This is a genomic window from Candidatus Thiodiazotropha sp. AKIB8, from assembly GCF_058244675.1.
The window spans coordinates 47624-68618 of record NZ_JBSYOO010000052.1; the positions used below are offsets into that span (position 1 = coordinate 47624).

Annotated in this window: 20 protein-coding genes; 9 read left to right on the top strand and 11 right to left on the bottom strand. The window is 48.3% G+C overall.

All coding sequences use genetic code 11. The features are described from left to right. Positions 1-108 precede the first annotated feature (108 nt). The 6 genes from AC4IFB_RS19540 to nspC all read left to right on the top strand — a co-directional run bounded on the left by AC4IFB_RS19540 (position 109) and on the right by nspC (position 5459). Positions 109-1602, top strand: a complete 1494-nt coding sequence (locus AC4IFB_RS19540) for a leucyl aminopeptidase (protein ID WP_490781053.1) — start codon at positions 109-111, stop codon at positions 1600-1602. 43 nt (positions 1603-1645) lie between these two features. Continuing rightward, a complete protein-coding gene (locus tag AC4IFB_RS19545; RefSeq protein ID WP_490781054.1) occupies positions 1646-2077 on the top strand; it encodes a DNA polymerase III subunit chi in 432 nt (143 codons plus the stop codon). After that, positions 2074-2451 carry a hypothetical protein gene (locus AC4IFB_RS19550; RefSeq protein ID WP_490781055.1) on the top strand — a complete coding sequence of 126 codons (378 nt, stop codon included), beginning with the start codon at positions 2074-2076 and terminating at the stop codon, positions 2449-2451. The genes AC4IFB_RS19545 and AC4IFB_RS19550 overlap by 4 nt, the downstream gene beginning before the upstream one ends. A 53-nt stretch (positions 2452-2504) precedes the next feature. After that, the gene (locus AC4IFB_RS19555; RefSeq protein ID WP_490777447.1) at positions 2505-2885 is read left to right on the top strand and encodes a VOC family protein; all 381 of its coding nucleotides are present in this window, start codon (positions 2505-2507) and stop codon (positions 2883-2885) included. 236 nt (positions 2886-3121) lie between these two features. Next, on the top strand, positions 3122-4333 hold the full coding sequence (locus AC4IFB_RS19560; RefSeq protein WP_490777448.1) for a saccharopine dehydrogenase family protein: 1212 nt from the start codon (positions 3122-3124) through the stop codon (positions 4331-4333). After that, entirely contained in the window at positions 4323-5459 is a 1137-nt protein-coding gene (gene nspC / locus AC4IFB_RS19565) for a carboxynorspermidine decarboxylase (RefSeq protein ID WP_490781056.1), read from the top strand. The genes AC4IFB_RS19560 and nspC overlap by 11 nt, the downstream gene beginning before the upstream one ends. An 8-nt stretch (positions 5460-5467) precedes the next feature. Here the strand turns inward: nspC and AC4IFB_RS19570 are convergent, their stop codons facing one another. From AC4IFB_RS19570 to AC4IFB_RS19595, 6 genes are all read right to left on the bottom strand, one after another. Beyond that, the gene (locus AC4IFB_RS19570) at positions 5468-5743 is read right to left on the bottom strand and encodes a hypothetical protein (protein ID WP_490781057.1); all 276 of its coding nucleotides are present in this window, start codon (positions 5741-5743) and stop codon (positions 5468-5470) included. Between the two features lie 447 nt (positions 5744-6190). Further along, on the bottom strand, positions 6191-7855 hold the full coding sequence (locus AC4IFB_RS19575; protein WP_490781058.1) for a protein kinase domain-containing protein: 1665 nt from the start codon (positions 7853-7855) through the stop codon (positions 6191-6193). Between the two features lie 344 nt (positions 7856-8199). Beyond that, a complete protein-coding gene (locus tag AC4IFB_RS19580) occupies positions 8200-8766 on the bottom strand; it encodes a lipocalin family protein (protein ID WP_490781059.1) in 567 nt (188 codons plus the stop codon). Positions 8767-8771: 5 nt separating this feature from the next. Further along, a complete protein-coding gene (locus AC4IFB_RS19585) occupies positions 8772-9215 on the bottom strand; it encodes a VOC family protein (RefSeq protein ID WP_490781060.1) in 444 nt (147 codons plus the stop codon). A gap of 24 nt (positions 9216-9239) precedes the next feature. Beyond that, positions 9240-10115: a hypothetical protein gene (locus AC4IFB_RS19590; protein ID WP_490781061.1), complete on the bottom strand. Its 876-nt coding sequence runs from the start codon at positions 10113-10115 to the stop codon at positions 9240-9242. Then, on the bottom strand, positions 10112-10303 hold the full coding sequence (locus tag AC4IFB_RS19595; RefSeq protein ID WP_490781062.1) for a hypothetical protein: 192 nt from the start codon (positions 10301-10303) through the stop codon (positions 10112-10114). Before AC4IFB_RS19595 ends, AC4IFB_RS19590 begins: the two co-directional genes overlap by 4 nt. Before the next feature lie 228 nt (positions 10304-10531). On the opposite strand from AC4IFB_RS19595, the gene AC4IFB_RS19600 reads away from it, so the two are divergent. After that, positions 10532-11779 (top strand): methyltransferase domain-containing protein, encoded by a 1248-nt coding sequence (locus tag AC4IFB_RS19600; protein ID WP_490781063.1) that lies wholly within the window; start codon positions 10532-10534, stop codon positions 11777-11779. An 18-nt stretch (positions 11780-11797) separates the two neighbouring features. On the opposite strand, the gene AC4IFB_RS19605 is transcribed toward AC4IFB_RS19600, so the two are convergent. Next, complete coding sequence (locus tag AC4IFB_RS19605) at positions 11798-12550, bottom strand: RES family NAD+ phosphorylase (RefSeq protein WP_490777457.1); 753 nt, start codon at positions 12548-12550, stop codon at positions 11798-11800. After that, a complete protein-coding gene (locus AC4IFB_RS19610) occupies positions 12547-12909 on the bottom strand; it encodes an antitoxin Xre/MbcA/ParS toxin-binding domain-containing protein (RefSeq protein ID WP_490777458.1) in 363 nt (120 codons plus the stop codon). The genes AC4IFB_RS19605 and AC4IFB_RS19610 overlap by 4 nt, the downstream gene beginning before the upstream one ends. Before the next feature lie 792 nt (positions 12910-13701). On the opposite strand from AC4IFB_RS19610, the gene AC4IFB_RS19615 reads away from it, so the two are divergent. Then, a complete protein-coding gene (locus AC4IFB_RS19615) occupies positions 13702-14034 on the top strand; it encodes a peptidoglycan-binding domain-containing protein (protein ID WP_490777767.1) in 333 nt (110 codons plus the stop codon). A 124-nt stretch (positions 14035-14158) separates the two neighbouring features. On the opposite strand, the gene AC4IFB_RS19620 is transcribed toward AC4IFB_RS19615, so the two are convergent. Together AC4IFB_RS19620 and AC4IFB_RS19625 are read right to left on the bottom strand one after the other, a co-directional pair. Next, positions 14159-16906, bottom strand: coding sequence for a CHAT domain-containing protein (locus AC4IFB_RS19620; protein ID WP_490781064.1), 2748 nt, complete (start codon positions 16904-16906; stop codon positions 14159-14161). Between the two features lie 598 nt (positions 16907-17504). Next, positions 17505-17762, bottom strand: coding sequence for a helix-turn-helix domain-containing protein (locus AC4IFB_RS19625; protein ID WP_490781065.1), 258 nt, complete (start codon positions 17760-17762; stop codon positions 17505-17507). A gap of 467 nt (positions 17763-18229) precedes the next feature. On the opposite strand from AC4IFB_RS19625, the gene AC4IFB_RS19630 reads away from it, so the two are divergent. Further along, a complete protein-coding gene (locus AC4IFB_RS19630; protein WP_490781066.1) occupies positions 18230-19327 on the top strand; it encodes an NADH:flavin oxidoreductase/NADH oxidase in 1098 nt (365 codons plus the stop codon). A gap of 434 nt (positions 19328-19761) precedes the next feature. Here AC4IFB_RS19630 and AC4IFB_RS19635 read toward each other — a convergent pair whose 3' ends face one another. Then, positions 19762-20394 carry a hypothetical protein gene (locus AC4IFB_RS19635; RefSeq protein WP_490781067.1) on the bottom strand — a complete coding sequence of 211 codons (633 nt, stop codon included), beginning with the start codon at positions 20392-20394 and terminating at the stop codon, positions 19762-19764. Positions 20395-20995 lie beyond the last annotated feature (601 nt).

Sequence of the window (20995 nt, forward strand, 5' to 3'; positions counted from 1 at the left end):
GTGAATATCTATCCATTCCCTTCTCTATTTCAGGTTGTCGGCCACTCAAACCTCCCATAATATGTAAAACTATCCGAACTATACAAAAGCAAAGAGGCCAGACTCTTCATGGAATACAGCATCAAATCCGGTGATCCCGTCAAGCAACGCACTGCCTGTTTGATACTGGGGGTATTTGCAAAACGTCAATTATCCCCTATGGCTCAAAAGGTCGATAAAGAGAGCAATGGATTTCTGCAAGGCATCCTCAAGCGAGGTGATATGACCGGGGAGAGCGGACAACACCTGATGCTATACGATATTCCTGGAGTCGATGCCGAGCGGGTTCTACTGCTGGGATTAGGGCCCGCTTTGGATCTGAGCCGAATAAAGTATATGAAAGCGGTGACTTCTGCGATTAAAAGCCTGAACAGTGGGCATTCCATTGAAGCCATCTGGGGCCTTAGCGATCTTGCAATCAGCGATATCCCCTCCCCCGAGGTGATTCGTGAAACTGTAATTCAGGCTGAAGAGACTCTTTATCGGTTCACAGAGACCAAGAGTGACGTTAAAAAGGCACAACGCCCCTTGAAACGTCTCGCTTTTTTGCTGCCAGACAGACGTCAGCTGAAATCGGCTCAAAAAAGTCTTGCTCAGGGTGAAGCCATTGCCAATGGTATAAAACTGACCAAAGAATTGAGCAACCTGCCCGGCAATCACTGCACGCCTACCTATCTGGCAGATCAGGCAAAAAAATTAGGCCGAAATCATGATCAACTCAAGGTGCAGGTACTGGACGAGAAACAGATGCAAAAGCTCGGCATGGGCTCACTGCTATCTGTTTCACGGGGAAGCCGTCAGCCTGCAAAGTTGATTATCATGAACTATCAGGGTGGCAAACCTGGCGCTAAACCAGTGGTGCTGGTTGGTAAAGGTTTGACCTTTGACGCAGGCGGCATCTCCCTCAAGCCGTCTCCCGCTATGGATGAGATGAAATACGACATGTGTGGTGGTGCCTCTGTATTCGGCACCCTGTTGGCCTGTGTTGAGATGAAGCTGCCTATCAATCTGATCGGGGTAGTACCCAGTTCGGAGAATCTACCTGATGGTGATGCCAACAAGCCTGGGGACGTGGTCACCAGCATGTCTGGTCAGACCATTGAGATTCTTAATACCGATGCAGAAGGACGATTGATACTCTGTGATGCCTTAACCTATTGCGAACGCTTCAAACCAGCGGCGGTAGTTGACATCGCCACACTCACAGGGGCTTGCATCGTGGCACTGGGTGACCAGGCATCAGGATTGATGGCCAACAACGAAGCTCTGGCAGAAGAGCTGCTTGATGCTGGATCCCAGTCCGGTGACCGGGCTTGGCAGCTACCACTCTGGGATGAATACCAGGAGCAGCTAGACAGTAATTTTGCCGATATGGCCAATATAGGTGGAAAAGGGGCCGGCACCATAACCGCTGCCTGTTTTCTCTCTCGTTACACAAAAAAATTCAAATGGGCTCACCTGGATATTGCCGGCACTGCCTGGCGTTCCGGAGCTGCAAAAGGCGCTACAGGCCGCCCCGTACCGCTGCTGACCCGTTTTCTCATGGGGCGCTGTGGTCAGTGAACCCAAGGCGCACAAATCACCACCTCGAACTTGAGATAGATCCATGACTCAAGTCGATTTTTACGTGCTCGGTGAAGGCGTCAAAGGCAACCGCTATAGTTTGACATGCCGATTGTGTGAGAAGATCTACCATCAAGGGCGTAGAATACTCATACATACCGACACAGAAGATGAGACACGACATCTCGATCGCTTGCTATGGACCTTTCGCCAGGGGAGCTTTGTACCGCACGGGGTTGTCGACAATTGTGACTACTCTGCCACGCCGGTGATCATCACTCACCAGCAGGATGCGGGAGCGGAAAAAGATGTCCTGATCAATCTGAGCCAGGAGGTCCCCAGCTTTTTCAGTCGATTCGAAAGAGTTGCAGAGGTTATTGACCAGGAGCCCCCAGTAGTGACCGCAGGACGGGAACGTTTCCGATTCTACCGTGATCGGGGCTACCCACTCAAAAAACATGATATCGATAAATGAACGATAACGAGCACAAACAGAATATAGTCACTGATATTCCACTCTTGGAAGATGTTATTACTGCGGATGAGATCGCCTCTGAATTTCATCCCTTCGTAGATAGTTCAGAGCCATCCGAAGACAGCGGAATCCCAGAGTATGATGAAGTGCTGCTGGCCATGCGGGATGAGATTGCACAGCAGTTGGAAGAGGATCTGCGAGCAATGATCAAGAGTGCACTGAATCGTGCTATCGATGAAGCTGGAGAGCAGATTGTGCGGACACTACATGACGAACTCGATGACACACTGGAGCAAAAGATTCGTTTCCTGATTGATCAACGTCTCTCCACAGAATTTGGACCACGTACCCAACATGACCCACAGAATGATTAACCGGGAAAACTTTTTCCTTAATCAGCTTTAATAAGCCTCTCCGCTATTCAATTATGCAGATATCCAATCTCGATCATCTGGTACTTACCGTCAATAATATTCAAAAGAGTTGCGACTTCTACACTCAGATACTGGGCATGCAACTGATCGAATTTGCGGGTAATCGCAAAGCATTAAAATTCGGCGCTCAAAAGATCAACCTGCACGAGTATAAAAAAGAGTTTGAACCTAAAGCGGCTGAACCCACGCCGGGATCAGCCGATCTATGCTTCCTCACCGATACACCACTGCATGAAGTGGAGGCACTCCTCAAGCAGAATTTTGTCGACATCATACAGGGCCCGATCGAACGAACCGGGGCCAATGGACCTATCCTATCAGTCTATCTACGTGATCCAGACAATAATCTGATTGAGATTGCCAATCGGATTTGATTTTTCTATAGAAAAATATCTACCAATAAGTCGATTATGCCTATCTGCATTGGTTCGGCAGGGTCGGCACCCTACATCTTAAATTCCAGACTCGAGCCGCGCACCACACTCCTCATTCCCTCACGGAAAATTGCAGTAAGATGGGAGCACCAGCAAGTTAAAAAAAAACAGAAGACAAAACCAACGACGTGGTACTAAAATCCGCGGATCATCATGATTCTTAGAGAGCAGATATAATGAGTCGAGTATTGATCATCGGTGCCGGCGGTGTTGGCCGGGTTGTCACCCACAAATGCGCACAACTCCCTGAAGTATTCAGTGACATCTGGTTGGCCAGTAGAACCCTTTCGAAATGCGATCAGATTGCCAGTGAAATCAAATCTACTGAGATCCATACTGCCCAGGTGGATGCTGACAAGGTTCCTGAATTAGTCGCTCTGATCAAACATATCGAGCCTAAACTGGTTATCAATGTTGCACTACCCTATCAGGATCTGACCATAATGGATGCCTGCCTGGAAACTGGTGTTCACTATCTGGATACCGCCAACTACGAACCCCTCGATGAGGCAAAGTTCGAATACAAATGGCAATGGGCCTATCAGGATCGATTCAAACAAGCGGGCCTGACAGCACTGCTCGGCTCCGGCTTTGACCCCGGTGTCACCAACGTCTTTGTCGCCTATGCCCTGAAGCACCATTTCGACCGAATCGATCAAGTGGACATTCTGGATTGCAATGCCGGCGATCACGGCTATGCCTTTGCCACGAACTTCAACCCAGAGATCAATATACGGGAGGTCACTGCAAACGGCCGTTTTTACCAACAGGGAGAGTGGGTGGAAACCCAGCCCATGGAGATCTCCAGGGTCTTTGATTTCCCACAAATCGGCCCGCGTAAAATGTTCCTGCTCTACCATGAAGAGATGGAATCCCTGACCAAGCATATTCCGGTTCAACGTATGCGTTTCTGGATGACCTTCGGAGAGAGTTACCTGAAACATCTGCAAGTCATACAGAATCTTGGACTCGACAGCATCCAACCGATGGAGTTTCAGGGGCAACAGATTGTACCGCTGCAGTTTCTCAAGGCACTCTTACCCGATCCCGCCACCTTGGGACCACGCACTAAAGGTAAAACAAACATCGGTTGTATCATTAAAGGGGAGAAAGAGGGACAACCTGTTTCGCGCTATATCTACAATGTCTGCGACCATCAATCATGCTATCGAGAAACCCAGGCCCAGGGTGTCTCCTACACCACTGGTGTACCCGCAATGATCGGGGCCAAAATGATTCTAGAAGGAAGCTGGCAAAAACCGGGGGTTTGGAACATGGAACAATACGATCCCGATCCGTTTATGGCAGACCTCAATCTTTATGGTCTTCCCTGGCAGGATGAGGCATGCGACATCGATATAGACAGCCTACCCATCGATGTACAGTAAACTGGATTCGATACCCTCACCCTGCTACTTGCTGGAAGCTTCTAAGCTGAGACAGAACCTTCAGCTGATTGATCAGGTACAGCAGCAGTCAGGGTGCAAGATCATTCTTGCGCTCAAGGGTTTTGCCATGTGGTCTGCATTCCCTATGGTAAACAACTATCTCTCTGGATGTTCAGCCAGTTCATACAATGAAGCGCGTCTCGCAAAAACCCACTTTGGTGGCCATGTTCATCTCTATGCGCCTGCCTATACTGCAGAGGAATTCCCTCACCTGATCCCCCTTGCAGACCGCATCAGCTTCAACTCTTTGAGCCAATGGCAACGCTTCGGAGAGGAGGCCCTCGCCTCAGGTATATCTTGCGGATTAAGGGTCAATCCAGGTATCGATGAGGTTGAAACCGATCTCTACAATCCTTGCCATATCCACTCCAGGCTCGGTATCTCTACTGAGGAGATTTGCAACGGCCTGCCAGCTGGCATTGAAGGCTTGCATGTGCACGCATTATGCGAATCCGGTGCCGATGCCACTGCACGGCTGATTGAAGCCGTAGAAGAGAAGTTTGGAGATCTTCTATCCAACTTGAAGTGGTGCAATTTAGGGGGTGGACACTTGATGACCCGCAATGGCTATGACCTGGAAGGTCTGATCAGCACGCTCAAAGCCTTTCGCCATCGTCATCCCCACCTGGAAATAATCCTCGAACCGGGTTCTGCCATTGCCTGGGATACCGGGCCGCTGGTCTCCACCGTTTTGGATCTGATTGAACGGGGAGGCCTTTCGATCGCCCTGCTGGATGTCTCAGCTACCGCACATATGCCCGATATACTTGAAATGCCCTATCGAGCCGAAGTCCGTGATGCCGGTTTAGCTGGCAGCAAACCCTACACCTACCGGCTTACCGGGCCAACCTGCCTGGCTGGGGATGTGATCGGTGATTATGCCTTCGACCAGCCACTGCAACTGGGAGACCGGATCATCTTTGAGGATATGATCCACTACACCATGGTGAAGACCACCCAATTCAATGGGGTGAGTCACCCAGCCATTGCGATCCGTCATGAGACTGGTGAGATCGAGATTGTTAGAAAGTTCAATTACAGGGACTACGAGGGAAGGCTCTCCTGAATACTGGCCTACCCTATTCCCTCCATCAGCGGCATTACCAGATCACCCAGGCCACTGCTTGAGCGACGACTCTGTCTGATGATCTTTCTGCATATTTTTTTATCCAGTAGTTCGATTGCCTGACACTCCAGATGTTCAGCACTCTGCTCATCGCCAACAGCGCGCAGTTCATCAGCCAGGGCCTCCAGTTTACGTACGGATATCTTCTTGATCTTCCTGTCTCTACCCCGTCTTCTCGATCTCTGTTCATACAGATCTTGAATCAGTTCATTGTTATTCAACATATCAATCCCCCGATATGATTCTTGCTGTCACTTCGACAAGCGTTTTATCACGTCAGCAAAATAGCGTTTTTCTACAAAGAGCGTTGTTTGACAATGGCCAAACTCATTCGCAATTCCATTACTCCTCCACCAAAACCGGATAGATCTCTCGTCAGAATCCCTGTTTTGTTCTATCTCTAAATAAATAATAGCCGTTCAAATAAACAGTGAAGTGACCTATGCCACCACCAGTTTGTGACAAATTACTGAGGAAAATAGTTAAGGGCACCTCTATTAATTGCTTATGCCCTCTGCGTGACCTGAAGCGTGTAGCTCTTAACGTGCGGTATGGATACTACGAGGATGTGGTGAGGGACAAACCGCATCATTGATGTTTGTGAATAATTGATTCTTACTCTAGTGGGCCGCGTGGTTGATGTTCTGACTGATAGGTGACCCTATCGCTATCTATCTGGCTTGTTCATAGCCTAATTCTAGTTTCCTATCGTGTCTCGAGGTCTGCTTAGTTTGCTTGATTTGATTGGTCTGATTGCGAATAAGCTCATCTGTGAGTTGTTGTTCGCGTCGACGTTGTTGCTGATCATGTTTTGCCAACAGTGATTCACTCTCAGCCATATTCTGTCGCTCGATGATACTACTACGAAGTTGAAGCAATTGTGGGTATTCACTCTTAACAGATAGCCCTAGATCGATATACGCCAAAGCCTTGTCGAGCTGGTTGTTTCCAAGTTCATTTTCTGCAAGCGCATAGTAGATAACAGCGATTCTGGTAAATCCTTCAAGCACCCGTTCATCATCAGGGGAGAGCAATCTGGCTAATGTCTGATAGGCTTCATAGGCATTATCGCCCTCGGGCGTGAGTAATTGCATATTACTCAGCAGGAATTCTGCATCCTCAAAAATCGAGTCTATTTCAATCTGCTGTTCGATGCGCTGTTTCAGACTGATCGCATCGGCATCATCAGGTTTTTGTTTGAGTGCAACATTAATAATCCTCAGTGCGGTTTTTGGACTTGTCTCACTTTGAGTTAATGCTGACTGGATGAGTTTATTGAACCCGACTGAGGTTCCACGATGGTCTGTATTTGAAACACTTGGGGTTTGATCCAATCCATTTTTATCGAAGTCACCTGTTTCAGCAACTGATTCTCTTTCTAATTCAGGCAATCTATTCTGTAGTTTTGCTTCATGAGTCAATGAAAAGAAAATTGTCCCTGCCAGAGCAGTAACAGCGATACCAGTCGCAGGAATCATCCAGCTCCAAAGAGAGTTGGAAGTTTTTACAGCGCCTTTCGCTTTAGGAATAACCTTTGTTGCGACTCTGTTATAGAACGATTTACTAGCAGGATTACCGTTACCACACCGCTGAATTGCCGCCTTAAATTGTTCATGGCTTTGGATTCTTTTTCTGGGATCCTCTGTCAATAACTGCATGAATAAATGTTCAAGCTCTCTATTATTCTCGTTGAATATATTTCGCAGTTGAGATTTAAAACTATTTGCATTAAACGAATTGGCACCAAAAAGTAATTGATAGGCTAACACACCCAGTGCGTAGTAATCGGTTGCCGGGGTCAGGTCATCATAAGCTTCAGGCGCTAAATACTGCCTTTGTGCTGGTGTCATTGCTTTGAATGTAGTCTGGCGCAAGAGAGGAATCACAAGTTGCAGCTTCGGTGGTTTCAATATCAACAGATCTGGTGACTTGAAACACAATGCACTCAAATCCAGACCACCATGGACTAATCTCAATTTATGCAACGCCGCCAGGCTTTCTGAGATTTTTAAAGCAATCTGTAAAACCTGAGACTTTTTTGAGTTCAAACCGGTAGAGGGTATTTTCTCTGTGCAGGCATGGTGTTCAGTGATCACATAGCAGGCATCATCCGATATCTCGGCGTGAAGAATAGGCGTTATGATGCCAAAATCGCTGTCAATCAGCTTCTGGCTTATCTTCTTGAACTGAGTTTTAAATGTCTGATTAGCAACCAGCGAGGGATTAAATAACTGTATATCGACAGTTTTATGGTTTTTCAGGTTGAGCGCACTGAAACTTTGGTAGTGCTGCCCAAAATCATAGCGTCTGCCGAGTTTGAAGCCTGGTACTTCCATGTTGATAAAGACACTCCTTTGCTGAAACTCGCTATGTTTCCAGTATCAGATTGAAACTACTGGAAAAAAATAAAAAAACACCACTTAGCAGTCTGTTGAAATTTTTTCAGGTGTTACCTGCCCAGTATATACACCCTCTCCACCGGGAATCCACCACTTCTGTCAATCACTCACCCCAATATTCATCCACATGAATAGATGAATCAAAGGTCTATGCCCAGCAATAATAGTTGGTCGTAAAAACAAAGGATAGTCACCTGCCCTTTCCAATCAACTTATGCTCAAGCTTTTGATTCGCTACTTTTTTGACCCCTTAAAAGGGGGGCAGACATTATATAAGAAATCTATAGATCAGCAGAAACTTTCTGTATTGTCTGCACAAAATCATTTGGATCGTAACCGGATTGGATCAGAATCTGTTGAATAACGACCCAGTTTTCCATGCTCAGATGATCACTACGTGAAAGAATCCAACCATACTTGCGGCTTGGCTCACCGATAATGGCATACTCGTAACTGTCGCCAAGTCCGACTACCCAGTAATCACCCCAAAACAGATTCCAACCTAAAAGGGATACAAAACTAACTTCCAATTTTGCGTTGGTCGATCTGTCAATAATTCGTGCAACACCTTTTGCTTCATCCATCTTGCCCTGTTCATCAAGACAGCGATTAATAACCTCTATATTGCCATCATCCAACTGTTTGTAATTGGCGGTTACATTTCCGAGACACTGATCCTGAAACCTGTTCGGTAGTCTGGCAATTTCGAACCAGCGTCCCTGATAGCGAACCAGATCTAGCTCTGGCACTGTTTCCAAACCCTGCTGATCCTCGGCAATCACAACAACTGAAAAACTAAAAAGTGTATAAAAAAGCAGTAATTTCAGATTAATAATTCGCTCAATCATAATTATCAACCTAGATCCAGAGGTTTTACAGGTTCGTTCATCCACTGTTTGTCTTTGCGCCAATCAACACTCTGGTCATCAACGTACACTTCCACTTCATTACCATCAGGATCCCGTAAATAGATACTCTGGCTGATGGTATGATCTGCCAATCCCTCGATCACAATACCCGCCTCAGTTATCCGCTCATAGGTGAGTTTGAGTGCTGCCAGATCGTTACCGACTTTCCATCCCATGTGGTACATGCCGATACGTCTGCCTGGCAGAGGACCCGGCGCATCCCCCATCTCTATCAGTAACAGTTCATGGTGGGTACGACCACCAGTCAACACCGCAGCTTTGCCGCCAAAAATATTACCTTGCAGCTCAAGTCCCAATGCTTTTGTGTAAAAACTTATTGAGTTACCCAGATCCCTCACATACATAGCAATATGACCCAGTTCAACCATTCGTTACTCCGCTAGTGTTAGTGTTCACAAGCCGCCCTCACCTGCCTGCAATCTGGCCTGCACCCGGGCAGAGACGATCTTTTTATTATCCAGTATTCTTGGATAGAGCCGCCAGTAATACTCAATGCGGCAAGCCCGCATCTCAAGATTCGATTCCAATCTTGCGCGCTCGATGTCATTCAGACTGGGTAGAGTTAACAGTGCTGGAGAGACCCAGTTGAGATATCGCTGCATTAACGCTCTTTTCCTCTCGTCTCGCCAATCCTCAGATATACCAAAGGGCGGAAATATATTCCGGCTCAAATGCTCTCCATGGTCTGTTTCTGCATAGGTGCGTTGTGAATCCCAGGTCACCCATAACCGACTGATATTGAATCCAGCCCTTTTTCTGACTTCCATTTCCAGACGATCAATTTCAGCAAAGCGATGTTGACCACCTATCCCCTGATTTTCCAGACAGCCTCTCCAATATCGCGGCTTCTGACTATTGGAACTGGCTCCCGGCACCATCGACATCAACAGTGCAAGTGGTTTTTGCTCCAGTTCATCAAGTAACCATAATTCTCGATTGTCTTTTAGAGGAAAGGGTAGTTGGTGTTGGAGATCCTGTATGGCCTTAATCAGGTATTCTACTCTCAAGCCACCACTGTTGTTGGACATTGGCGCTTTTATCAACCCCTCCTTGTCTGACCACAGACCAAATAGAAGCCACTCTTTGTCTGCGTTTGAAGCATTCAGGCTTCCCCAATCTGGCGACTTGGCTATCTGCAATTCGATGTGCCAAACCAGTCCATTGGTGGTAGAGGCACGTCCACCGTCGGTCTCTATAATCTGTAGTACACCCAGAAATGGGTTCAACCTTCGAATCCCATAGTGTCTGATAGTCAGATCGCCATTCATGAGTTGTCAGCCAGTCGTTTCCGCAAGGTTTCGATAATCGGCTCGGCAAGATCCTGTAATTCAGGCGGAATAACCTCGAACAGGTACTCAACCTCATCCAACACAGTCTCTATCTCGTGCCGCTTGGTCAGAGTATCCATCCTGGTTGAGACCTGATTCAAATAGGCGATGGGATCAATACCATTCATATCAATACCTCGAATTTTAACGCTATCAGGCAGGAAAAATGTGCCTTAGCACCACCGTACATAAGCTGTTGGAGTCATAGGTTCCCAGCTATCGTATGTCTGCAAAACACAAAAATCACAAGGTTTGGCAGATGTTAAAATTGTACAATATGTTTTGTTTTGTACAAGTTTTTGTCCTATTATTTGTACCACTGAGATAACAGGTGATTATTTGAAGCGAGCGCGCCCATGAATAGAACCACACCTTCGAAATACGATGAGTACCCTGAGCTAGAACCCCACGGCCTGGCCTCAGTCACTTTGTCAGCTCACTGGGCCGATGATCTAGTGGTGCACGAGGAGCAGCTGCATGTCGAAAAATTCAGCGTTTGGCGTGAAGCTGACACGCTACCCCCTGAAATTGGCCAAAACCTCGTTGGTATAAGAGCTAACGACGAGCTTCAGGCCAATGTTAAGGCTGGCGAGGTTGTTGCCTCCTGGGTTTCAGACCGACAAATCTCCACCAAGCCTGCCTGCTTCGACCGTCACCATCGTCAGGGACTTGAGGTCACGCCGCGTTTAGGGCGCTTCTACCCTCATGGCTTTTTTAAGGGGGTTCAAGGCATTTACAGCGAAGCAGTGGAGCCTGCACGTATCATTGAACTCTCAGGAGATCGAATGAGAATCGACCTCAACCAACCTTTGGCACGCTTCCCTCTGCAATTGAAATTTCACCTGGATGAAGTTCTCTCAGATTATGATCGACGTGGAGGACGCTGCGCAAGCCCGCTAGATAATCTGCTGCAATTTCCCGGATTAGCGGCACCTCTGAGAGATGGCCAGGATACCGACTACGGCGATGACAGCGACGGTATGTCACGAATGGATGAGCGCTCAGACGACAGCTTCTATGCTAATCCCCGCATGGTACAGCACCTCGATACAAAAGCACTGCAAACCATAAATAGCCTCTACCGAAGATTGATTCCTCCTCAGTCAAAGGTGCTCGACTTGATGGCTAGTTTCGATTCACACCTACAAGGTACAGAGCTGGCGAATATTCATCTGCTGGGTATGAATGCAAAGGAGTTATCAGCAAATCAAAGTGCTAGCAACAGCACTCTACAAGATTTGAATAAATCCCCTACTCTTCCTTTTGAAAACAATAGCCTGGATGCCATTATCTCTACTGCATCCATAGAATATCTATGCCGGCCTACAGAGGTACTGACAGAAGCGCTGCGAGTTCTACGCCCTGGAGGGATTACTGTTATCAGCTTTAGCAACCGCTGGTTTCCAACAAAAGCAATCCGGGTTTGGAGTGAGCTGCATATGTTTGAACGGATAGGCATGGTTAGCCAATGGTTACAAAGAGCGGGATATACAAGAATGCATACTTTTTCATCACGTGGCTGGCCACGTCCTGCCGATGATAGCCACGCAGGCCAAACGCCCTACTCTGATCCCGTTTTTGCTGTCTGGGGATTTAAACCATGATCCCCCTCAGAGAGAGACTCAAGTGGATGGGATGGGTAGTGAGCCATTTACAAGAAATTGATCCAGTGCGAAACGTGTGATGTTTCGCTCAATACTGAAGATGACCTCCCTTTCATCAACCTGACAGAGAGACTGCTTTTCATCGAGTGGCCTACTGCGGGTTAACGGACTTGCATCATAGAGCGCCACGTTGGTCCTGCCCTCCTGGTCTCTGGCTGAACGATACTCAAAACCCTTTATGCCCGCCTCTCTCATCGCACTTCCCAGAGCTTGCGTGATTTTATAACTCACCGGGTCACGTAGACTCTTCTGGTAGCTGTTAAATCGATCGTCCTGCAGCCTCACACCGTAATTAGTCTGGTAATGGAATTTGAATAGGGTGTGCTGGGATTGAAGTGTGCCATGAAGAGGCGGAATTTCCATGTCGAAGTAGAAAAAGAAGCGATAGAAGGCAGATTCGCACAATGTGACATATTCAGAAGTTCCCCCGTAGAACAGGCTTGGCTCAAAGCGTCCGCCGAAGCGACTACCATGCCTCAATGGTGGATAACGAAAGGGCGAGGATAGGAGATAGTGTAGGTGCTCTGTGCCAACAAGATAACCAGGCTTTGAGTCCATTTCCAACATCTCTTCGAGTGCTGCCTGTTTCTCCAGAGATGAGACGATTTCCGCTGATGCCACCATCTCCTGGGATTCAACCATGCGGAATCCCTGTCCACCGATGGTATGAATGACGCCATCACCACCTACTGCACGCCAAATTTCGCTCAAGTTTTACCTCGAATCCCATCAATATATTCAACAACACGCACCAACCCAGTGACATTATTGATCAGTTCCGCAGGCACGCCGTTTAGTGAGCGGATCCTGGTATGCATCCAATGGCTCATTTCATCTTCTCGCCCACCCACCAGTACATGGAGACCTCGATAAACCCGAACCAATAGCAGTGCCAATTGGCCATTCGGTGTGGAGGGGTCGACTCCATTTCGAACGATTGTGGTACGGTTGCGCCCCACAACATGCCCCACTTCAGCGGGGGATAAACCAAGTTTGGCGCCTGCATTCAGAACAGCCTCACCCAGCACCATTGCCTTGTTTGGTATTGTTGCGAAACAGGGATCAGACATAGCAGTCTCCTTGGTATTGCATATGCACAGTATATGCCTATAAGTGTGCGTATACAATATTTATAGGGTTGGCGAGACTTCCTGCACTTGGATGATTTTTTGAGAAATACTGGTGTAACTCAATCAAGGGTTGATTCGCTTCGCTGCGGCGTCTGCGTCACTTCATTCCTCACGAATGAAGAGTTCGAAACAACGCCTCTCTGATTCGGTCAGGTTTATTCAGAAACTATTACGCTTGTAACCGATTCATTGCTGTTGGTTTCTATTGCTGATTGAGAATTGAAACATGAAAAGCATTGTAAAGCAGAGGGTCACAGTTAGAAAAAACTTACAAGTCATCAGTATCTTAAATAGGTGGGGAGAGAAACTCCCCTCTCCCCTTGCGGGAGAGGGGCCGGGGGAGAGGGGGTGAATAAACACCCTATTTTCCCCAACAATCAGTAAGATAAATATGAACGATCAGTGCAGTTTTCCTCTTTCAACCACATGAAACGCTTCGCGTACACCCTCTCCCCAACCCCTCTCCCGTAAAGGGAGAGGGGCTTTCAGAGTTGTTCTGAGAAGATTGAAAGTTAATGGGACATTAGCAGTGATGTGGCATATTCACATTCATTAATTTAACTACGTTACATATAATCAACCAAAATAAACTGACAAAGCACCCAGTGAGACATACCTGGGATTAAGGCTGATTTACATAAGAAGAAAATTACTACAGCTATAACACTTCTGCTTCTTTTGCCCATGCTTTGCTGGCTGGCGTGAATATCTATATGTGACAGGAGAGATGAGATGGAAAAGGCCGACCTACCCGATCTAGGGGATAAGGGTAACACCCAACACTACGGCAGAAAAAAATACCCACAAAAAGGCACTTCAGGTCTGGCAGTTGCCTATGTGCAAAATCTGCTTAATGCACGTATGCCCCCTCCGCCACTCTGGGTTGACGGCATCTTTGGACCAAAGACAGATTCCCGGGTTAAGCAATACCAGGCAAGCCGCAGATTGATGGTCGATGGCATTGTCGGACCAATGACACTGGCGAGTCTGGAGGCTGGCCCGCCGCCGATCCGTAAACGACCAAATGCAGGCAACATGGTAATACCGGCGACCGGTGGTGTTTGAAGCTTATTAAAAAAGCGACAATAGCAGGTTGACCTGTAATCGAGTCGTCGCAGAGCTCCGCCATACACAACCTGAATGATAAGCAATCCAAGTGGACACTCATCCAGATTGAGTTACTGAATTGTCAGCGCCTGTGCGGGATAATAACGAGCACTTGACCTGGCCGTATCTGCGCTGGGTTGGTGATTTGTGCAGCGTTATCCTGTGCGATCTGAGGCCAAAGCGAGGCATCGCCATAGACCCGCCATGCAATACCAGACAAGGTATCACCCCGAATCACATGGTAGTCGAAGGTCTCTGCACCGCTGTCCGGTGAGGTTGGGACATGAATCCATTGACCCTGCAGAATCATATCGGGGTTGGCGATCCACTCTCCGCCCATTCCAATCGACACCAATCTGTTGTGGCGCTCCATCAGGCGTGGCCAGGCAAAACTGTCACCATAGAAGCGCTGGGCAATCGACCACAAGCTATCACCAGGTCGCGCTATGTAGCGCAGTTGATCAGATGGGGCACCACCCGCAGCAGTCACATAAGCTAAATTTTTGGTCATCGAGCCAATGATCGCGTGCCATTGGCCTCCTGGCTCAAGATGATGCAGTAAGGCCAGTGCAGACTCGTATTGGGCTTCATTACCATCCATACCACTCGCCTCTGCAAAGGTGAACAGGCCATCGACCAGGGTTTGATATCGTTCGCCCAGGCGCTCGCGCGTCAAGAGGTCAGGATCGGTTTCCAACAGCCCGGTCAGTGCCTCAACAGCCAGCTCAGCTTCATCAGTTGAAAGATCCGAGATCACTAAATCGATATTGAAGTCGTCGGAACCAGTTGCGACCTCGGCGGCTGCGACCTCGACTACCTCAACAGACTCCTCAGTATTCTCATAATCCGCGCTCTCTTCTTCTGGGTTCGGCTGATCTTCGGCAGTTTCAACTTCGATGGCTGCGTTCTCGAATCCTTCAACTAATACCTCTGCATCCTCAGAAGCAGCATTGTCTTCTTTTGGGATCATCTGATCTTCAGCAGTTTCGACTTCGCTGGATGGTGGCCCAACAATGACCACGTTTTTTTCGTTGGTGCCCTTATTCTCAGACACAGCATTCGGCCACAGAACCCAAGCTCCTATGGTACCGATCACCACCAGTCCGAATAGAACGAGGGGGATGGTCTTCGTCCGTTTGGGAGGGGGTGTAGTCATCGGGGCTGATGGGGCGCTGACCGTCGGCTCGGGAGGCGGTGGTGATGGCGGTGCTACCACCTGCGAAGGAGCGAGGTCGAACAGCCGTCCGTCCGGAGTACGCATGTGCAACGCAGGGGCGCCCCATTCGACCGGATAGCCCCGTGCGTAGAGAAAAGCACGGGCAGAACTGAGGGCCGCATCGACTGGTTGGCCAGCAGCCAGGTAGCGGTAGAAGTGTCGCGACAAGGCTATGGCGGCCTCATCGGGAATCGGAAACTGCATCGCAATTACAGCTGGAATCCCCCGTCTGATCAGACTTTGCGCCACGCCACCAAAGGGATCCCGGTTGGAGGCGGTGGCACCCATGCAACTGTTTAGGAAGACCAGCCTCAGGCAGTCGCGGTAGTTACGCAGCAACACCGCCAGTTGCCGACCGGCGATGGTCTCAGCAGTGCCCGGGTGGCGGTCGGATTCGAGCACCAGCACACCTTCGTCATCCACAAAATCGCCATGGCCGATGAAGTGCAGCACATGTGGGCGATGTTTGAGTAGCGCATTGTCGAGCGTCTCCAGCGTGGTGTGTTCCAGTCGCAAGGTGGTGAGCACGCCAGTGGCACTCAGCTCTTCCAGGGCGCGATCCAGGTGCGCAAGCTCCTCGCCTATCGCCAGTTCGGGTCGGTCGGCTGGTGCAGCGATCACCATCAGCATGCGTAGCGGAGGTTCAACAGTAAGAGTGGGGGACGGCTTGTCTACGTCGAGCCAACGAACCACAGGCTTGAGGCGATCGGAAAAGAGGAAATCATCCTGCTTGGGACTGTATAGAAACTCCCATGGCAGACGCGCCAGCGCAGGGGCATCGGTGGTGTTGATGACAAAGCGCAGCCCGTCGCCTCGTTGCGGATCGATGCCACGCATACTCTCTTCCAGGCTGTGACCAGCATCAGAACTGATCAAAGCGGCGTAGAGTGCTTCACCGATCTGGCGAGCGGCGGCTGCCCCCGGTAGTAGTGCGGGCGGGACATCGACCGATCCGGCACGTCGTGCCGATCCTGTGATTGTGCGGGCATTCGCCCACAGGGCAGTTTCGAGCCTTGTTGGATCGAGTGCGATGGTGGCACGCCCCTGCCTGCCAGAGGGAGCGTCCGGGACGCTCAGCCCATAACCACCACCGACATCACCATCAAAGTGTAACTGTAACGAGCGATAGCGCACCGCGCTGCGATCAGATTTGGGCGTTTCGATGGAGGTAGGCACTTCGACATGAGCTGATGTATCAGCACCATGCAAGCGCTCCCTGTCTTCAACTTCCATCACCACTTCCGCGGTGAGATTGCCTTCGGCCTGCATCAGCGTGAGTGCGCGAAGATAGGCGGGGATATCGGATAATGGCGTCTCAGCAACTAACACTGGCAGTACATGCCAACCCGGTGTTGGCCACTTGCGAGCAGCGAGTTTGAGTTCCGTGCGAGTGTAGTGTCCCTTGGCCACGGCCTCGGGCGAAACCAGAAAGATGAACAGCTCAGCCGCATCAATGGCCTGACGAATGCGGTCGTCGAAACTGGTGCCGGCAAGCAGGTCTTCCCTGTCGAAGAACACCTCGTGCCCTACGGCCTGCAGTCGGCAACATAGGTCGTCGGCCAGTTCACGATAGGATGAGGCGTAAGAGAGAAAGATGTTCAAGGTCTCATGCACCGTGTCGAAGTATCTGTCTGAGTATAGCCGCTCAATGATAGGGTGCAGTTAATTGCATGTATTAACCCGGCGACTAAGTATGTCGTCTTCAGGGTTTCAAGCCTGCCCTTGATCAAGGCGCGGCTCGCGCCCAGCAGGAAGTGCCCTTGGGGTGCAGTCAATGGTTGTTCCCTTGTCAAGAGCCGCAACACCGAGCAAGGGCAGGCTTGAAACCCCTAACAATATGTTTTTAAAAGACAGGCACACTTCGGCTGAAGACAACATACTTAGTCGCCGGGTTAATAGTACAAAAAACCACGATGTAAAAATTAGTAAATATATATTCCAGGAATTGGAAAAGTAGAGCCGATATTTGAAAATACCCCTAATTTACATAGGCCTTTTCATATGAGCATAGCTACCTAAACTGTCAGCTTTTAGTGCAGTAAGTTAGAAAATATAATTCACTTGGTTTGTAATTTTTGCCAAAAGATTCTGCTGTTGTCATCAAGATAGTTTTCGACCTCATTATTCATGATAACTCTAATTTTCTGAGAAACATGAACATCCAGCACGTATGATTACTACTAGTGTCCCATTAACTTTTATGGTTATTGTGTTAACGAGTTAATTGTCGTTGGTTTCTCTGGCCGATAGTGATTTGATTACCTGCTTGGTGGGGGCAACTAAGGGGGGCTCGACTGCGCTCCTCAAGACCTTTGTTACCTTCCTGCACATATCGACTGATCCATTTATGAACTGTTGGTCGACTGACACCATAATATCTCGCTAGCTCAGACTTGCTGAAATCACCACCCAGCCAATCGCTTATTAACATCATTTTTTGATCCATTGGGATCTCTCGTTTCCAGGGCATAGGTCTTTCCTCCTTACCTATGCATTATCTACCTGTAAACGAACTACCCGGTCTAGTTTGTAAACGATGTTACCGGTTTGTACCTAACTCCCCTCTCCCCCTGCGGGAGAGGGGTCGGGGGAGAGGGGGTATTCAACAACTGCATCAAATCCTTAATGCAAAACCTTTCCCGTCAAAGGATAGGATCTTGGAAACGATATCCCAATTACACACTTGCGTGCTTACCTCTGGGTGATTGAGAGTTAATTTGACACTAGCAGTGGAAAAACTCATTCATTGCCAGACAAGATTTATTGGGCCTCAATGCTATTCAAAATTCACAACACAAGAAGCTGGTCTGAATGGAGAGAGAATATTGAAATAATGGCTTAGTATTACTGAGCCAGGAATAGCACGGCCACCTTGGCACTTCTCTTTTTCCTGGGTAGAGTGTTCCCAGAACAGGTGCCACTTCAGGAGTAAATTGAATGAGCCAGCTCTTCTCCCCTTATGCCCTCGGTCGGCTGAATCTCGAAAACCGCATCGTCATCGCCCCCATGTGCCAATATTCAGCAATCGAGGGAGAGGCTACAGATTGGCACCTGATCCACCTGGGCCAACTGTCACTCTCAGGGGCAGCCCTGCTATTCATTGAGGCGACGGCGGTGACACCGCAAGGGCGCATCTCACTGAATGATCTCGGGCTATGGTCGGATGCCACTGAAAAGGCCCTTGGCCGGGTGATCCAAGGTCTGCGAAGCTATTCTGATATGCCCATCGCCATTCAGTTGGCCCATGCTGGACGCAAGGGCTCCACGGCTGCCCCCTGGAAAGAGAGTGGCCAACTGCCAATGGCGAGTGGAGGATGGCAGACATGCGCCCCCTCCCCCTTGCCTTACAGCGAGAGCGAGCGCTCTCCAGCAATGCTGGATCAGCAAGATATGACAGAGATCCGACAGGCCTTCGTGGCTGCCGCCACCCGGGCCCACCGATTGGGAATCGAGGTAATCGAGATTCATGCCGCCCATGGTTATCTACTGCATCAGTTTCTATCACCCCTCTCTAATCTCCGCGATGACGCATATGGGGGATCACTGGACAACCGCCTACGCTTTCCACTCGAGGTCTTCGAGGCGGTGCGCAAAGCAATTCCGCAGGAGGTGCCAGTTGGCATCCGTATCTCGGCCACGGACTGGGTCGAGGGAGGATGGGATATCGAACAGAGTGTGGCACTGACCCAAGCATTGAAACAGCGTAACTGTTCTTTCATTCACGTCTCCAGCGGTGGACTCTCCCCGTCACAACAGATCCCGGCAGCACCTGGCTTTCAAGTGCCCTTTGCAGAACGTATCCGTCGAGAGACAGGCATGCCGACTATCGCCGTCGGTCTGATCACAGAACCCAAACAGGCTGACGAGATCGTCGCAGCAGGACAGGCTGATCTGGTTGCATTGGCCCGTGGCATACTCTACAACCCACACTGGCCCTGGCATGCAGCCGCCACTCTTGGTGACAAAATCACTGCTCCACCGCAATACTGGCGATCACAGCCGATTGGTACTGATTCGATTTTCAAAACTCAGTAAAAAGTTCACTGCGGGATAAATATCCCCCACACGTTTGTGTCACTGCGTTCCTTTCGAACAAAGGAATCGAATTAAATCATCTCTCTCCTCTAAATAAGCATCAATCGGGGTATTTTTGAAAAAGAATTGAGAACACCCCAATTTTAAAAGCACTGAGATCTCTTGAAACAGATATCATGATTGCATCCCATTAGTACAAAATAGATATTTTGAATCTACAAATGATGGGTGTCCCGGAATTCCTGCGGAATTCCTGCAAGTATATCTGCTGTATTGCGCGGATTTGGTTCAGGCTCTAATCAGCCCAGTCGACGTGCACTCTATAATAAGTCGCTAGCATTACCGACATAAGCAAAATGCATCGCAAGAGAAGAGACTAACCTCTCATTCCGGCGCAAGCCGGAATGATGAAATAGCGAAGCTGTTAGCCCGTCTTATCGTTTGGCTAAGACTGAAAATGCTTTCGAAGATTTTCTTATACTGAGAAGCCCAATCAAACCAGAACCAAACAACCATACTGCTGCCGGCACTGGCACAGTTGTTGCGCTCCACACCCCCCATACAGCAGAATCATTTAGAGCAGTATCTGCATTAATACTTAACGAAGCAGATAATAATAACCCAGTCGTAATATCATTATTATTCGATATATGATTAGTTGCGGACGCAAAAACCAATCCAATTAAACCTGGTTCATTAGCAAGAATTGGGGCTTGAATAATACATTGCCTACTAAAAAATTGATCATTATTACATCCGTAAGTTAATTGAGGGTTGCTATCAAATTGACCTGACGGCCCATCTAACAACCCTTGTTCCATCAATCCAGAAAAAGCTGCAAATGCAGTTGCTGTATCCTGAAAAAAGAAATCTGTTCTTTCATCACAACCACCAAACAGTTCGACACAAGTACCTTCGACAAATGAAACATTATATATATTTTCATCAACGGTAATCCCCGAAATGCCCGTTAGATTATTTGTTAATGGATCGATATGTAATTCAGCCGCTAATGATGGTGTCGTATATAAATATCCAATAAATAATAATAATCCAATTATTTTCATTTCATTCTCCTAACACTCAATTTCAATACTCGTATGGCCCATTAGAACAATCAAACTCTTTAAGTCTCTCCATTGCTTAATCTAATCCTTCTAGTACAGGTTCGAGTTTATCTCGAACTATCTAAAATGGAAAATTGACACAATAGTGCGCACACCTTCATTTAACTAATGTAGATGCCTAATGGCAAGAAGAAAATACTACAATTATTACAATGATTAATTAAAAGCCACGGCTGTTGCGTGGACATATTCAGGTCAGAGAAAGAGAAAATATATATAGTAAATAGGCTCTCGTTGCTTTACCGATTCCACCTCTTCTACAACTGCGAACGGAGGTATCAGTCGCTGAACAGAATCGATAAGCAGAATCGAGAGAGAATCGAGGACACCCCAATTTTAAAATACTGAAATCACTTGAAACAGATATTATGATTGCATCCCCCCTACCCAACTACGAAACGATAATTATTTTTAGCTGCACTTTGGCCCTGAAACCAACACTTCTCCAGGGATTGTGCATAAGCCTTTATCCGATCAATTGCTCCAACTGCTGTAAAATAGTCCCTACTATAGTGCTTTATACTTTTTACCCAGGAATTTG